The sequence below is a fragment of the Rheinheimera aquimaris genome (assembly GCF_020531985.1).
In the GTDB taxonomy this organism is placed as follows: Bacteria; Pseudomonadota; Gammaproteobacteria; order Enterobacterales; family Alteromonadaceae; genus Alishewanella; species Alishewanella aquimaris.
Window position 1 is genome coordinate 55256 of the sequence record NZ_JAJAVQ010000006.1, and the last position, 15434, is coordinate 70689.

A 15434-nucleotide genomic window follows, 5' to 3' on the forward strand; every position below is an offset into this window, starting at 1 on the left:
CGACAATTGAGACTTTTTTATGCCCTCAAATGGCTTTAGCAGCGCATTATCTGCGTGGAAGCAGCTACTGGCTGACGATCAGGTTATTGATGACACAGCCAGCTTAACGGATGCGCAAAAGGCGACTTTTGCATATAGCGCTAAAGTGCTGGCAATTCTTCACCCGGAAAAAGATCAGTTAGCAGAATGTCTCAGCATAGCCCGCCAGCATAAGCAGAAACTCTATACGGTGAGCTCAGGGAAAAACTGGGGATATGGCTCGCAGTTACCGGTAAGCGGGGACAGCGTGATTCTTAACCTTGGCCGGCTTAAAAAAATAAGTAATTATGATAAGAAAAACGGTGTTGTAACCGTTGAAGCTGGTGTAACGCAAGCAGAGCTTGCGACTTTTTTAAGACAGCAAGGTGACCATCACTGGATGGATTGCACAGGCTCCAGTGCCAGCTGCAGTGTCGTGGGGAATACTGTTGAGCGGGGGTTTGGCCATACCGCTTATGGTGAACATGTTAAATATGTATGCGGCCTGGAGGTAATGTTAATTGATGGACGGGTTATCAAAACTGGTCTACATCGCTTTGGTAGCGCTAAAGCAGCCGGCGTTTATCAACCAGGTTTAGGGCCAGCGCTGGACGGCTTGTTTTTCCAGTCTAATCTGGGCGTGGTGCTGAGCATTACCCTGTGGCTAATGCCAAAACCAGAGAACTTTCTGGCATTCTATATTTCCACAGAACAAGACATGCTGGAGGATATAGTTGAAAGCCTCAGCAAATTGAAGCGGCAGGGGTATCTGACAAGCCTGCCACATATCGCTAATCCATTCAGGGTATTGCCAGGCTTGCAGCAATATCCTGCAGAAGATGCTGCGAGTTCCATTTATCCGCTTGCTCCTAAAAGACTGCAGCAGTTGCGTAACCATTGGCAGGTTGGCGTGTGGAATGTATCCGGTGCGTTATATGGCACCAAGGAACAGGTAAAGCTGGCAAAGTCAGCATTAAAAAAACAATTTCGCCACTTCAAAGCAACCCAGCTAAATTTCGTCAGTGACTCTTTGTTGCAAGCTATTGAAAAATATCAATGGTTGCTATCGAAATTATTGCGTCGAGACATGGCGCGTGTGTTAGCAGTGTTAAAGCCTGTGCATCTGATGATGAAAGGGCAGCCCAGTGATAGTTTTCTGGCTAGTGCGTATTGGCGGATGCCTGAACTACCAGAGAACGAGTACCGGCTAGATCAGGATGGCGTTGGTTTGATTTGGTGTGCCGTCGTTGCTCCGGCAGAAGGTGAACATGCGCGGCGTATTGAGAAAACAGTAACTGACACACTGACGTCATTCGATTTTGAAGGCGGTATAACCTTTACTTTGCTAAGTGAGCGCTGCCTGGATGCAGTTATCAGTATCAGCTTTAACCGACATTCAACGGATAACATTGACTGGGACCAAAAAGCAATAGCATGTCGCAGCCAGTTATATAAAAGCTTGCTGCAAGATGGGTATTTCCCATACCGGCTTGATATCAGCATGATGCAATATTTAGCAGAGCATAGCTGCCCTGAATACGAGCAGGTATTACAGGAGTTGAAACATATATTTGATGCGAATAACTTGCTGTCTCCTGGCCGCTATATTACCCATCGGAAAGTGTAGGAATTTTTTACACTCAATTATGCTTCTACGCTCGAGCATTCATTAAGTTGTTGTTTTTAATTTGAATTAAAGGTTGGCACAATAACTGCTTGTTCCTGTTCGTGATGTAGCAGTTGTTGCCGCATGCATAAACAGCAGTCGAAGTAAAAATGGAGGCGTCATGAAATCAGGATTAGGTTTTTTGGTAGCGGCACTTGGAAGTGCAGTATTATTTGCGGGTAGTGCAGCAGCTGCACCACTTAGTCTTACTTTTGAAACATCCAGCGGTTGGTTAGCTGATGGTTTAAATTATAACGGTTATGCCCCTCAGACCCGTCATCGCAACGGCGTAGAGACAGTATATGATTGCGCAGCTGGAGCAACTAAAGCTGCAAATGGTTGTGGTCTGGAGTTTTACAATGCTGCAGATGGCATTGCTCAGGGTTATACATCTGTAGACTGGGGTAACCCTCTGGTTGCTGGTCAGTACAGTGGTTTAGACATTGCGTCATACGATGGTGTGTTAGAAGCTGATGCAGGTTGGGTAGACACCGGTATGATCACTCACCGTAACCGCATGGTCAGAAGCGGTAGCGTAACTTTGGCCGAGTTAAACCTGTTCACAGTGTTTGATATTGTGAGCCCGTTTGTTGCTCAGGCAAGTTCAGCTTTTGGTATCAGTTTTACAGAAACAGTAAATAACCCTTATGGTTACTGTGACGCTGATATTCAGTTCTCTGATGTACCATGTGACGACTACTTCAATATCTCTGGTATCCCTCTACCAATCGAGTTTACCTTTGAAGGTCGTAAATACGTCATCGAGTTCCGTTTATGGGGTGATGCGGATTCAGGTTTCTTAATCGAAGACAACTTGCTGCGCACTGCTGAGAACTCTGACAATGATTTATTTGTGCAGGCTCGTTTAGTATCTGTTCCTGAGCCTGCGACTATCGCTGTGCTGGGTATGGGCCTGTTAATGCTGAGCTTACGCCGGCAGAAAGTGTAATTTAGTGTCTTAAAAGAAAGCCAGCGGTATGCTGGCTTTTTTATGTCCGTATATGGCAATGTGAGCTAGTCGTGAAGGGGTAGTTGATTTAGCAAAAAGGATTTCTGAAATGGAGTTGTCTGCGCTAAAAATAGAGAATGATAATAACGGTGTGCTGATGAGCTGGCATGCCGATAACCGGGCTCTTAGACTTAAGTTCAGCGGTGATGCTATCAAATTGCCCGCAGCGGCTGATGCCGCATTTACCAGCTGTTTAATGCCAGCCATGCTGCTTGACGAAACGTTAAGTGTTGACAGCAGTTTTACCCTTAGCCGTGACCTGATTAAAAACCTGACGAAGTTCCAGCAAATTTTTTCAGGTTGGTTCGATGATCTGCAGTCTGTCAATCTGGACATAACCGAGCAGAGCTTACATGATTCTCTATTCAAACCAGACGGTAATGCTGTGTTTTACTCTGGTGGAGTGGATGCGAGCTATTCGTTTTTTGAGCTACAGGATGATATCGATTACCTGATTTTTTGTCTTGGCCTCGATATTCAACTGCACGAGAAAGAGCGCTGTGATAAGGCCTTGGAGAGTGCCCGCAAGTTTGCTGAGCATTACGGTAAACGCCTTATCGTCATGGAAACTAACTTCAGAGAAGCCTTTCCTGAGCTATCTGCCCAAAGGTGTCAGGTCGTACTGCTGATCAGTTACAGTCTGGCTTTAGGGTTAAGATGCCTTTTTGTTCCGGCAAGCCACGATGTACTGGAGTTGGAGCCTTTTATTACGCACCCAATGACAGACCCTCTGTTAACCAATGGCGTGACTGAAGTGGTACATCACGGTATGGTCAGCCGGGTTAAAAAAACCATAGCGATTGCCCGCTCAGAGCAGGCATTAGCATTTCTGCGCGTATGTAATGCCTCAGACCAATTTAACTGTGGTAAGTGTGAGAAATGCCTGCGTACCATGGCAACATTGGCTGCAATAGGCGGTAGCTCTCCTGCATTGCCAGCTCTGACAGATTTTAAGCAGTTACGGGAAGCAAAAATATGGACGCCGGGCAAATACCATATGTGGCATGATATTTACCTTTGCGCGAAGCAAAATAATGCACTGCGCCTGGCTGAAGCCGTTAACAAACTTTGCCGGCGATATGAATGGAAGCAACTGCTGAAATTACTCAAGGTACAAAGCCTCAAGTTGCTAAATGACATGATACAACGCTAGTGTGATGTCTGTTTTTTTTACAATTCGAGTTTTTCATTTCATAATTTTTTTACTAAACATCTAAAAAATAAAGGCAAAGTAAATCTGGCCTGGTATATGCACCCATTTTATCGTCCCAGTCAGCTGAGCGCAGTAGGTGGCTGGCATAGACCCAATAACAAATGGAGGCGTTATGAAAAGCAAGAAAACGTTGCTCGCAGCCGTTGGAGGTTTAGCATTACTCACCGGCAGCGCGCAGGCAGCACTGATAGCTTCGTTCGATTTTGATACAGCCAGTGGTTGGTTAGCTGATGGTTCAGCACAAACCCGTAACTCAGCTGATAACTCGATTATTAATTGCGCGGCGGGTGCTCTGCCAGGCACTAATGGTTGCGGATTAACTTTCTCTGGAGCGCAGGAAGTTACAGATGGTTATAACACTGTAGACTGGTTTAGTAATGGCGGTGTCGGGCCAAGCGGTTTGGATATCGTATCATTATCCGGCACCTTAATTACCGGCGGTGCGTGGGTCGACACAGGTATTATTACCCACAGGAACTTTATATTACCGTCTCCGGCTACTACGCTGCACACTTTGGATCTGATGTCTGAATTTAGCATTACGTCGCCACTGTTGCTTGGTCCGGCGTCTGATACTTTCGACATTAGTTTTGTTGAAACACCAAACCAGGGTGGTTGCCCACCACCAAATCCACTTGGTTCCTCTTGTGACGATGCATTCACCATTGATGGCTTACCTGAAGCTATCGTATTCGAAATTGATGGCATTACCTATACCATCGAGTTTCGTCTGTTCGGCGGTGACGGATTTATCGTTGCAGATAATACGTTATATACCAGAGAGGATGAAGAAAATACCTTATTTGTGCAGGCCCGAGTTACTGCACGTCAGGTACCAGAGCCTGCTACTTTGGGTATTCTGGGGTTAGGTTTGCTGCTGTTAAATCGTCGTAAACTGATGAAGTAGAAATGCAAAATCAAAAAAAGCTGGCAACCGCCAGCTTTTTTTATCAGCTAGGCTGCGGCTTTAATCTTCCAATCCCAGCTCAGCCATTAAAGCTTTGGCCTGAGCTGCTACTTCCTGATTGTCTGCAAGCTGCTCTAATACTGACCGGGCTTTTTCCTTGCTTCCCGTTTTTACCAATGCCTCGGCATAATGTAATTGCACTTGTGACGCATCAGGTCTGACGTTTAGCGACGCTTCAAACATTTCTTTTGCCTTTGTTGCATCACCTGTAGCCAATAAAACTTTGCCGTAAGTGTCCAGGATGTCCGGATGCTTCGGCTGTAGCTCGTGTGCTTTTTTAGCATGTGTCAGCGCCACAGAGAGATTGCCTTTTTCCAGCATTAACCAAGCCAGATTGTTAAGTGCCAGCACATTATCGGGTTGCTCCTGAAGCATGGTCTGATAAGTTTGAACCGCCCGATCAGCATCAGTGTTTAATGACAGCTGCGCCAGCATCGCCTGTATTGTCGGCGTACTGCCTTGTGTTGCTATATGTTTCTCCAATAATGCAATGCCTTTGTCGGTTGATCCGAGCCTGTTATGTAATTCGGCAAGAAGTAAGGCGGTCTTGACGTTGGCTTGCTTGGCGTAGCTTTGAGACAATGTCTGTACAGCGTCGGAATACTTTTGTTCTTTTGTCAGGGCTTTGCCAACGAAGAACTGTGTTTCTGGCTTCTGTTGTATATCATCCGGTAACGCGCGCACGAACTCCAATAACTGTTGACTGCGCTCAGCCTCATCAAGAATTTGCAGTTTTATGTTGATAAAGCGGGTATGCCCCGGCTGAGCAGCCAATAGTTGCTCAACAAGTTTGAGTGCACCTATATAATCTTTGTTAGCGTATAGCGCCTGCATATAGGCTTGGGTAGCCATATTAGATGCGGGCTGTAGGGTGTGCCAGCTCTGGGCGCTTTGCAGCGCTTGTGCTGGTGCGTTTAATCTTAGCTGTGTATCAATCAGGTAGGCCCAATGCATAGGCAGCCATTCACGTTGCTCGGTTTTGATGCTATTTAGTAGCTCCAGTGCCTCATTATAGGCGCCATCGTTATGCTTAAAGCTAGCTAGCATCAACGTCAGATTATAGTCCTGAGGAGCTGCTTTTTGTGCTTTAGTCAGGCGCTGTAATGCATCTGTTTTATCACCTGTGCCGTGGCTGAGCGCTATATATTGTTCAAGCGCCTGAATATTTTGTGGCTCATCGTCCAGTAACGCCTGAAAACGTTGTTTTGCCAGCGTCGTATCGCCCTTAGCGGCTGCCAAAGAGGCATTTAGCAGACGAGCCAGACTGTTCTTAGGCTCCTTTGTTAATACCAGTTCTATATGTTCAGCAGCGATGTCTGGCTGTTCACTGACCAAAGCAACATAAGCTTTCATATTATGGCCGGCGTTGCTTCGCTCAGCACTGGCAATCCATTCGTCGGCCAAAGCCATAGCTTTATCGTATTCCTGCTGCCTGATGTAAGCGGTTAGCAGTAACACACGGGCCTGATCGGCTGCCGGGTCTAATTGCAAAGCTTGTTCCAGCGAACGTATCGCAGTATCACGCTGACCGGGCATTTTAAGTTGTATAGCGCCCAGCGTTAGTAACTCCCTTGCCGAAAAAGGCTCGTCTGATTTGTACTGTGCCAATAGGTTTTGAGCGGCTTCAGTGCTGCCTTGTTTGGTCAACTCAAACGCTGTCGCTGCCAGTAGCTGGATGTCAGATTGTTGCAACTCTTTTCCTGACAACAGTTGTTGTGCTACTTCCGTATTACCAGCTTTTAGCATCAGTTGGGCGTAAAGCATTTCAGCTTCAGGGTAGTGTTTCAGAATGTCTTTAATGACTTCGAGGTGGCTTAAGGCGACATTTTCTAACTTCAGGTTAACTGCGATCAATGCCGCTAGAATGCGCGCTTGTGCCGAGTTAAATCCGCCGCCTATCGCTGTATCTATGTTTATTCTTGCTTGTTCAAAGTCTTTTTTATCGTAAGCAATAATAGCGGCGAAATAATTTGCCAACGGCTGCTGCGGTACTTTCTTCAGCAATGGCTGCAGTATTGCATCTGCCAGCTGTAGCTGCTCTGTTTTTACGTAAGACTGCGCCAGTAACAATTGCGGTAATAAATGATAAGGGTTCTGTGCCACATACGCTTTTAGCAGGTTGATCGCTGTGGTTGTGTCGTTCTCTGCAAGGGCAATCTTACTTCTGACATACAGTGACTGGTGATACAGTGCAGAAGACTCTGGAATTTGCATGAGCTTCTGCTTCACATCAGCAAGATCTGACTTCGCCAGTGCCTGAAAAGCCGCCGCAAAGTCTGCTACATCCGTCTGGCTGGACGCAGAAAGCTGCTTAAATAAAGCCTCAGCATTTTCAGTACCACCCAGTTCGGCTTCTGCCAGCGCTTTAAACGTTAGCAGATAATCCTGTTCAGGTTGAGCGTAAGCGGAAGTATCTTCCAGCAATGTTAAGATATCGCTGTAGTTACCGTTCAGGTACAACACCTTGACATAATCCTGAACGAAGGCGGAGTTATCTGCACTGTACTGATCTGCACGCTGATATTCTTTTACCGCGTCATCTAATGCCCCCACTTTTACATACAGCTGCGCCAGAGCCAGACGGTAGTCAGCCCGTTCCGGGTCTTTTTGCAAGGCAGACTTCAGCTCGACCAGTGCACTGTTGAACTGGTCGTTTGCCAGAAAAGTCTGGGCTGCTTCAAAGTGCTCATCGCTACTTTTCTGGCCACATGCGGTAAGCGTCAAACCTATAATGACTGCCGTACTGACTCTGGTGAAGCTTTTCATATCCCAATCCTTGTGTTGATATATTTATCCAAATATCCCTCTGGTATCGATAACAATTTTACGGGCAACTTCGGAAAGACTAAGTGCTTTAAACTGTTTATGGTCAACCAGAATGAGTAAAATGTTTGCTTTTTCAATCGCTTCTGGCAGTGACACCAGATTTGGTTTCAGCTCTGACAATGAAGCGGGTAAAGCTTTAATATTAGGTTCAACAACTAAAATTTCGCCAATATTTTGCTGCTTTAATGCCAGCGTGATATTAACCGCCGGGCTCTCGCGCAAGTCATCAATGTCTGCTTTAAACGCTAGTCCAAGGCAGGCGATGACTGGACGTTTAAATTCATCAGCAGCCTTGATCACTTTATCCATCACATAGTGAGGTTTGTAGTCGTTTATTTCCCTGGCCAGCCTTATCATGTTGGCTTGCTCTGGCGCAGAGTCAACGATAAACCATGGATCGACTGCGATACAATGGCCACCAACACCCGGGCCAGGTGACAAAATGTTTACCCTGGGGTGACGGTTTGCCAGCTTGATAAGTTCCCACACATTAATTTTTAATGTGTCACAAATCATCGACAGCTCGTTGGCGAAGGCAATATTGACGTCTCGAAAAGAGTTTTCAGTCAATTTTGTCATTTCAGCAGTTCTTGAGCTTGTTTGCAGACATTCACCACGTACAAACTGCAAATACAAAGATGTTGCTATTTCTGCGCAGCGAGGGGTAATACCGCCAATAATTCTGTCATTACTTACCAGCTCCTGCAGAATGCGTCCCGGCAATACCCGTTCCGGGCAGTGAGCAACATACAGCTGTGCATTGTCCGGATCCTGATGAGGTAAGACTAAATCAGTGCGTAACTCTGCCAACCAACGGGAAATTTTCTCTGTGGTGCCGACCGGGGAGGTTGATTCGAGAATAATCAGATCGCCCGCTTTCAAAAATGGAGCAATGCTTTTTACCGCAGCTTCGATAAATGATAGGTCTGGCTTTTTGTCTTCTTTAAATGGGGTAGGCACGGCGAGAATGAAAGCGTCGGCAGTATCTGGCACAGTTGCAGCTTTTAGCTTGCCAGTCATCACTGCGGCCTGAACCAACATATCCAGGTCAGGTTCAACAATGTGAATTTTACCCTGATTAATAGTCTCAACCGCATAAGTTGAAACATCGACACCCAGCACTTCCATTCCGCGTGAAGCAATAACTGCTGCAGTAGGCAAACCAATATAACCCAAGCCTACTACACATACTTTATTAAACGTTTTCATAAAGCTCCTGTAACTGTGTGGCATCTGATAGCTAAGGAGTTACTGGCTGTCAGATACATTATTCATTCAATAATTGACGCAATAAATTAGCTTCGTCCTGGCATCTTAAGCTACTACAGCGGATAAACTGCCAATGAAGTGACGATTTGGCATTCAGCTGTAACGCCTGCTTGATTCTGTTACGTTTATATACGCCGACAGAGCCTGTTTTTTGACCGTTCGCTTCATACCAGTATTGTAATATAGCGTTGTTACCTGAGTGGTCGCTTAACCAAATAAGTCTGCTGTTATTGGTGACATCACTGCTAACTTTATTCCAACCTTGAGGAATCATATTATTCAGGTAATAGTCTGCCCGATTCGCGTCATGCCGGCCATCAAACTGATAGCTTATGTCGATCACTTCAACACCTGACATGTGTCTGACATTATGCGCTTTTCTGCTGTATGCCGGAATATAAGGGGACGGTGTTTGGTCTTTATTTGTTGTAGTCAGTTCTACCGGGCTAAAGTCCAGCACAGGGTATTGCCCCATCAACAGTTTGATACTTATACCTGATGCCAGCAAACTGGCACCAATAACCAATGCCAGTGGCATTGCGGCGAGCCTTTGCGTGGCATACGGTTTATCCTCGCTGGCGGGATGAGGCTCCAGTTTGCCCACCAGATAAAACAGCACGACAATAAAAGGTATATAAAGAAACCAGCCGAACATATTATGATCTTTTACTATAGAGCTTTGCATATCGCTGTAGTAACCAATCAGTATGATAAGTACGATACGGACACCATTGACTAAAATCGCACCGATGACTGCACAGAATGTTAGCAAGAGCATATTCTTCAGCTTTCGCAGGTGCAGATGACACAGTAAAGTGCTAAGGGCGAGCGATACAATAAAATAGCGTAGGCCACTGCATCCTTCCGCAATTTCAAAAACACCTTGCGGGATTTGAATAAAATTACCGTCGACATATACCGGAATATGCGTCAGCTGCATAATAAACTTAGTGATAACTACGGAAATATACTGCAGTGGGGCGGTAAGGCTGCCCCAAACCGGCGATATAAACCATAGCAAGGCTAAAGGCACTACTAAGGCTAAAGAGGGCCTAACCAGTGTGCAGAATAGCAATATGACGTAAAGCGGGAACAACAGCCGTAAAATACTGACTTGCTGGGCGGTAATACTGACAGCCAAAATCGCGGCAACCGATAGCATTGCCAGCAGATAACCTGTGTGAAAGCGCAGTTCAAGATTATTACGCTGTTGCCATAACAATGTGACGATAATGAAAGGCATCAGATAAGCGTGAGAGTATGTGCCATCGTCAAAGCTATATGTTCGCCAGTCTGATATCACCTGAGGGTAAATAAACAAACTGTAGCCCAACAGCAGTACAATAAACGTAAATAAGATTTCGGCACGCTTGATGGTCATCCATGACACTCCGTATCTGCAAATGGAGATAAAACTGAAACTACTCAGCAGTTCCTCGACCGAGTTTGACGCTTAAGCCGTTAATAATCAACTATTGGTTGTGACGAAAGCTTCGTTTATACTCTGTGGGCGGTTCAGATGTGACTGGCCGTAGCAAGCGTCAACGCTGCTGTAAATTGCGAACGGATGCGTAATACATGAAACTATACCCACAACTACTGCGTGGCGTTGTGTTGCCTTTTATGTCAAAAGTAAAAGGTAAGCCCCTGTCTGGCTATGTAACGGAATACAGCCGTAATCTGAAAAAATCTCCTGAAGCACTGCAGCAATTACAATGGCAGGCGCTGACACGTTTACTGGCTCACGCTTTTGAGCAGTGCCCGTTTTACCGTGAGCGCTGGCAAAACGCAGGTATTGACGACATCCGTACCGTGGACAGCATGCAGCAATTTCGCCAACTACCGATACTGACAAAAGATGATATTCGTCAGAATTATCAGCAGTTAAGAGCCACAAACTTTCCGCATAATATTATTAAATCTACCGGCGGCTCGACCGGGCAACCTCTTACTATAGAACTTAATCATGACAGTAATACTCGGCGTGAAGCTGTGATGTGGCGCGGGTATAACTGGCTTGGTGCCGGCCTGGGTGAGCGCACCCTATATTTGTGGGGGGCGGGTATAGGAAAGGCATCACTGGCAAGACGGTGCAAGGAAAACTTATATCACTGGTTTTACAACCGGAAAATGTTGAACTCATTTTCTATGTCGCCGGCTAATCTGCATGAATATATCGATCAGATAAATGCTTACCGGCCTGATGCGCTGGTTGCCTATGTAAACCCGCTATATGAGCTGGCGTTACATCTGCTGCAGAACAAGATCAAAATACACTCGCCTGGCACGATCCTCACTGGCGCTGAGCCGCTTTATGAGTATCAGCGAACAGCTATCGAGCAAGCTTTTTCCTGTCAGGTGTATAACACCTATGGCTGTCGTGAAGTGATGCTAATAGCGGCAGAATGCAAAGAGCACAAACAACTGCATATAAACAGTGATCATCTTCTGGTTGAGACGGTAAATGAAGCTGGTTTGCCGGTGTTTGGTGAAAGTGGTGATATCCTGCTGACAGATCTGTTCAATTACGGTATGCCGTTAATCAGATATCAGAATGGCGATCGGGCGACGTTACATAACAACCTGTGTAAGTGTGCTAACCCTCTACCGGTTATGTCCAGTGTGGATGGACGTAAGCTTGATGTAATTAAAACACCGTCTGGTAAATTAATTCCGGGCGAGCTTTTTCCGCATTTATTCAAAGAGTTTCCTAGTATCTATAAATTTCAGGTACGCCAGAGTAAGCTGGATGCGTTGACTATCAACATTGTGGAAAAACGCCCTTTGAATGCGTCTGAGCGGGCAGCTATTACCAGTGAAATAAACCGTTATAGCCAGGGCGAGCTTACGCTGACAATAAACATTGTTGATGATATACCTCTCACCGCTGCCGGTAAGCACAGAGTTACCGTATGCGAGGTATAAGCTGATGTCACGCCGTAAGCTCGTTATCGTATCTAATTTATATCCTCTGCCTTGGGAGCCGGGGCGTGCTAGCTTTAACCGCCAGCAGTTTGCTTTACTCGAATCAGAGTACGAACTGTCAGTATTGGTGCCTGTAAACTTTATCGACTGGTTCAGGCACATCAGGCAAATATCGCAGTCTGATCGTGTGCGTTACGCGCCATACTTTTTTATGCCAAAGATAGGACGGCGTTTTTATGCTGTTTTTATGTTTCTGTCTTTGTTGCTGCACTCTGGTTTCTGGCTTAGAAAGCGTGCTCCTGATGTGATGCTCGCTAGTTGGGCGTATCCCGATGCGGTAGCAACCAGTTGGTTGGCGTCTTTGTTTGGCTGCAGATTCTTCTTTAAAGTGCACGGCTCAGATATCCATATGCATGGACTGAAAGCTGCCCGGGCAGCACAGATAAAACGGGCGGCTGGCAAGGCGAGTGCGATTATTTCTGTATCGGAAGAGCTTAAAGCGCAAATGGTCGGCTTAGGGATAGACGGTGCTAAAGTCCGGGTTATCTACAATGGCGTAGATCATGCGTTATTTTCCGGCACATACCAGCGTAAGATTGATAAACCCTATATGCTGTTTGTCGGCAATTTAAAGCAAGACAAAGGTGTGATGGAGCTGCTGCAGGCATTTACTGCTATAGCTGAGCGCTTTTCTGAGTATCAGTTAGCGATTGCAGGTAGCGGAGTAATGCGGGATATGATGCTGCAAAGTATTCAGATGCAAGGGATAGCCGAGAGGGTTATGCTGCTTGGCAACGTGGCGCACAATGAGTTGCCTGCATTGATGCAGTATGCGAGTCTGGTGGTATTACCCAGCTACCATGAAGGTGTGCCGAATGTGCTGTTAGAGTCGATGGCAGCGGGCACACCTGTAGTTGCCACCGCGGTTGGTGGCATTCCGGAAATAGTTGAGCATGACGTTACCGGAATTCTGGTGCAGTCAGCGGAGCCGGATGCATTGGCCGCTGCATTGGAGCAGGCACTACAGAAGCCGTGGCAGCGCAGTGCTATACAGCGACACGCTATGCGCTTTAGCTGGCAAAAAAATAAAGCAGAAATGTTACAAATGCTTGGATAAGAATACGCAACAGCGGACAGTGTTAAACAGTTAATCAGTGCAAGCAGCTGTCAGCGCCAGGGTGGCGCAAATGAAAAATGGAGACAACAAATAATGCGGGTAAGTGGAATTTCGCGTGTGTTACGCGGCCTGATACCTCAATCAATTTTGCGACGAAAATACAGTTCGGGCGAACCTGCGCTGTATTTAACGTTTGACGATGGCCCGCATCCGGATGTGACGCCAAGGTTGCTCGATTTGCTTGATAAATATAACGCTAAAGCCAGTTTTTTTCTGATCGGTGTAAATGCAAAACAATATCCTGAGCTAGTTACTGAAATCGCTAAACGTGGGCATACAGTCGCAAATCACAGTTATCAACATCTGGCATTGCCGAAATTGTCCTACGAAGCTCAGCTGGCCGAGATAAACCAAAGTGGTCAAGTCATTGAATCTATCTTGCGCAAACCTTGCATCCACTTTCGTGCGCCAAGAGGACAGTGGAGTTTTCGGGTATTACTTAGCTTGCGTAACATGAAAGTCAAAGCCGTGCACTGGAGCCGTGATTCAATGGATTATCAGAAAGTAGAGCCCGCAGTTATCGTGAAAAACCTTCTGGACAACCCTCTTACCGCTGGCGATATCGTGTTGTTTCATGATGATAACGATTGTTGTATAACGGCGTTGGATCAGCTTCTGCCCGTATGGCAGCAGCAAGGGTTCCAACTGAAGTCGCTGGAGGCATGATATGAATATTCTGTTTCATCACCGGACACGCGGTAAAGGTGCTGAAGGTGTGCATATCATGGGGGTTACAAATGGTTTACGCTCACTTGGACACAGTGTACATATTTTATCGCTTCCCGGTGCGGATCCGGAATCAGGAAGCGCGTCCTCGGGTGGCACTCAGCATGAAAATACTGCTGTGCCACAACAGAAAGGTATGCTTGTCAGATGGCTATTAGATTTAACCCGTTATGTACCTGAGGCGGTCTTTGAGTTATTTGAATTAGCTTACAATTTGCCGGCGGTATTAAGGTTACGCCGTGCGGTTAAGTGTCATAACATCAATACCATTTATGAGCGTTACTCCTTGTTTATGTTTGCCACTGTATGGTGGGCCAGACGAAAGAACATCCCAGTTATCATCGAAATCAATGACTCTTGCCTTGTGCATAGGGTCCGGCCACTTTTTTTCCGCGCCTTGGCCAGGAAAATAGAGGGCTGGGTGTTCAGAAATGCGACAGGGCTGGTTTTTATATCCGGGCACTTTCAGCAAGTTGCTAAAGATGGTTATCGCAGCATAGCACCTTCAGTGATTTCACCAAATGGCGCGGACTTGAACCAGTTTGTTATTGATGAGCAGGCCGCAAAGCAGTTAAGAGAAAAACTGAATATTGATGACAAGGTGGTACTGGGCTATGTCGGTGCTTTCGTGCACTGGCACGGTATTGACTGGTTTGTTGACCTTATAGCCGACAAAATCAAACATTATCCTGATTTAGTGCTGTTGTTGGTTGGAGACGGCGTAAGTTTCGAGCCGATAAAGCAGCGTATTGAACAGGCGGGAATAACCTCTCAGATCATTTTGACCGGCCGTGTTGCTCATCAAGAAATAGCCACCTACATAGGTGCAATGGACTATGGCATTTTGCCTGACTCTAACGACTACGGTTCACCGATGAAGTTATTTGAGTTTATGGCGATGGCCAAGGGCATGGTAATACCTGATTTTTCACCTGTTACTGAAGTGGTAAAAGATAATGAGACAGGTTGGTTGTTTCCGGCTAATGATAGAAATGCCTGTATTGCTCGTGTGCTGCAACTTGTTGCAGATAAAGAGCAGCAACGCCGGGTAGGAACAAATGCGCGACACTACATCGAGCAGCATCGGCAATGGAAACATAATGCAGAGCAGCTGCTGGGGTTATTGCCTGATGCATAAGCTGATTGCAGATTTACGTCGCAAGCAACAGATCTTTCATGAAGATGGTGCTAATGTCAGTATGCTAAGGGTTGTCATGGCTGACGGTACCTGTGCAAATGTGCTGTATCGTTTAATGCGTTGGTTCGCTGAAATGAAATTATCACCGCTAGCTTACCTGTGTTATCAGTTGAATAAGCTGCTCAATGGGTGTGTTATCGGAATAGGGGCTGATTTTGGCCCGGGCTTTGTATTGATGCACCCGGTTGGTGTGGTCATCAACTCAAAAGTGCGGGGGGAGAACAATATTACCCTTGAAAGCGGTGTTGTTATTGGTGATGAAAAGGGCCGCTCTCCGGTGCTTGGCAATGACATTTTCATTGGCGCCGGCGCTAAAGTAATTGGTCCGGTTCATATTGGCAATAAAGTGAAAGTCGGTGCGAATGCTGTAGTAACTAAGTCTGCACCGGAATCTGCTACGATGCTTGGTGTGCCGGCTAAGCCATATTCACGTTAATTAA

Annotated in this window: 12 protein-coding genes; 9 read left to right on the forward strand and 3 right to left on the reverse strand. The window is 46.2% G+C overall.

What is annotated here, in order from left to right; all coding sequences use genetic code 11:
• Window positions 1–19: 19 nt before the first annotated feature.
• From LHL18_RS17325 to LHL18_RS17340, 4 genes are all read left to right on the forward strand, one after another.
• The gene (locus LHL18_RS17325) at window positions 20–1645 is read left to right on the forward strand and encodes an FAD-binding oxidoreductase (RefSeq protein ID WP_226768022.1); all 1626 of its coding nucleotides are present in this window, start codon (window positions 20–22) and stop codon (window positions 1643–1645) included.
• Window positions 1646–1805: 160 nt separating this feature from the next.
• Window positions 1806–2633: a THxN family PEP-CTERM protein gene (locus tag LHL18_RS17330; RefSeq protein ID WP_134055622.1), complete on the forward strand. Its 828-nt coding sequence runs from the start codon at window positions 1806–1808 to the stop codon at window positions 2631–2633.
• 109 nt (window positions 2634–2742) lie between these two features.
• Complete coding sequence (locus LHL18_RS17335; protein ID WP_226768023.1) at window positions 2743–3846, forward strand: hypothetical protein; 1104 nt, start codon at window positions 2743–2745, stop codon at window positions 3844–3846.
• A 172-nt stretch (window positions 3847–4018) separates the two neighbouring features.
• Window positions 4019–4813 carry a THxN family PEP-CTERM protein gene (locus tag LHL18_RS17340; protein ID WP_226768024.1) on the forward strand — a complete coding sequence of 265 codons (795 nt, stop codon included), beginning with the start codon at window positions 4019–4021 and terminating at the stop codon, window positions 4811–4813.
• 60 nt (window positions 4814–4873) lie between these two features.
• On the opposite strand, the gene prsT is transcribed toward LHL18_RS17340, so the two are convergent.
• From prsT to xrt, 3 genes are read right to left on the reverse strand one after another with little or no spacing between them, the layout of a single operon-like run.
• On the reverse strand, window positions 4874–7639 hold the full coding sequence (prsT, locus tag LHL18_RS17345) for an XrtA/PEP-CTERM system TPR-repeat protein PrsT (protein WP_226768025.1): 2766 nt from the start codon (window positions 7637–7639) through the stop codon (window positions 4874–4876).
• A 24-nt stretch (window positions 7640–7663) separates the two neighbouring features.
• Entirely contained in the window at window positions 7664–8908 is a 1245-nt protein-coding gene (gene wecC, locus LHL18_RS17350) for a UDP-N-acetyl-D-mannosamine dehydrogenase (protein ID WP_134055614.1), read from the reverse strand.
• Window positions 8909–8966: 58 nt separating this feature from the next.
• Entirely contained in the window at window positions 8967–10349 is a 1383-nt protein-coding gene (gene xrt / locus LHL18_RS17355; RefSeq protein WP_226768026.1) for an exosortase, read from the reverse strand.
• Window positions 10350–10546: 197 nt separating this feature from the next.
• Between xrt and LHL18_RS17360 the strand changes: the two genes are divergently transcribed.
• From LHL18_RS17360 to LHL18_RS17380, 5 genes are all read left to right on the forward strand, one after another.
• Entirely contained in the window at window positions 10547–11893 is a 1347-nt protein-coding gene (locus LHL18_RS17360; protein WP_226768027.1) for a phenylacetate--CoA ligase family protein, read from the forward strand.
• Window positions 11894–11897: 4 nt separating this feature from the next.
• Window positions 11898–13010, forward strand: coding sequence for a glycosyltransferase (locus LHL18_RS17365; RefSeq protein ID WP_226768028.1), 1113 nt, complete (start codon window positions 11898–11900; stop codon window positions 13008–13010).
• 93 nt (window positions 13011–13103) lie between these two features.
• Entirely contained in the window at window positions 13104–13736 is a 633-nt protein-coding gene (locus tag LHL18_RS17370) for a polysaccharide deacetylase family protein (RefSeq protein ID WP_226768029.1), read from the forward strand.
• A gap of 1 nt (window position 13737) precedes the next feature.
• The gene (locus LHL18_RS17375) at window positions 13738–14934 is read left to right on the forward strand and encodes a glycosyltransferase family 4 protein (RefSeq protein ID WP_226768030.1); all 1197 of its coding nucleotides are present in this window, start codon (window positions 13738–13740) and stop codon (window positions 14932–14934) included.
• The gene (locus LHL18_RS17380; RefSeq protein ID WP_226768031.1) at window positions 14927–15430 is read left to right on the forward strand and encodes a serine O-acetyltransferase; all 504 of its coding nucleotides are present in this window, start codon (window positions 14927–14929) and stop codon (window positions 15428–15430) included. The genes LHL18_RS17375 and LHL18_RS17380 overlap by 8 nt, the downstream gene beginning before the upstream one ends.
• Window positions 15431–15434 lie beyond the last annotated feature (4 nt).

Coding starts and splice junctions, on each gene's coding strand:
- LHL18_RS17325 (WP_226768022.1), top strand. CDS start 20: ATGCCCTCAAATGGCTTTAGCAGCGCATTATCTGCGTGGAAGCAGCTA.
- LHL18_RS17330 (WP_134055622.1), top strand. CDS start 1,806: ATGAAATCAGGATTAGGTTTTTTGGTAGCGGCACTTGGAAGTGCAGTA.
- LHL18_RS17365 (WP_226768028.1), top strand. CDS start 11,898: ATGTCACGCCGTAAGCTCGTTATCGTATCTAATTTATATCCTCTGCCT.
- LHL18_RS17340 (WP_226768024.1), top strand. CDS start 4,019: ATGAAAAGCAAGAAAACGTTGCTCGCAGCCGTTGGAGGTTTAGCATTA.
- LHL18_RS17375 (WP_226768030.1), top strand. CDS start 13,738: ATGAATATTCTGTTTCATCACCGGACACGCGGTAAAGGTGCTGAAGGT.
- LHL18_RS17360 (WP_226768027.1), top strand. CDS start 10,547: ATGAAACTATACCCACAACTACTGCGTGGCGTTGTGTTGCCTTTTATG.
- prsT (WP_226768025.1), bottom strand. CDS start 7,639: ATGAAAAGCTTCACCAGAGTCAGTACGGCAGTCATTATAGGTTTGACG.
- wecC (WP_134055614.1), bottom strand. CDS start 8,908: ATGAAAACGTTTAATAAAGTATGTGTAGTAGGCTTGGGTTATATTGGT.
- LHL18_RS17370 (WP_226768029.1), top strand. CDS start 13,104: ATGCGGGTAAGTGGAATTTCGCGTGTGTTACGCGGCCTGATACCTCAA.
- LHL18_RS17380 (WP_226768031.1), top strand. CDS start 14,927: ATGCATAAGCTGATTGCAGATTTACGTCGCAAGCAACAGATCTTTCAT.
- LHL18_RS17335 (WP_226768023.1), top strand. CDS start 2,743: ATGGAGTTGTCTGCGCTAAAAATAGAGAATGATAATAACGGTGTGCTG.
- xrt (WP_226768026.1), bottom strand. CDS start 10,349: ATGACCATCAAGCGTGCCGAAATCTTATTTACGTTTATTGTACTGCTG.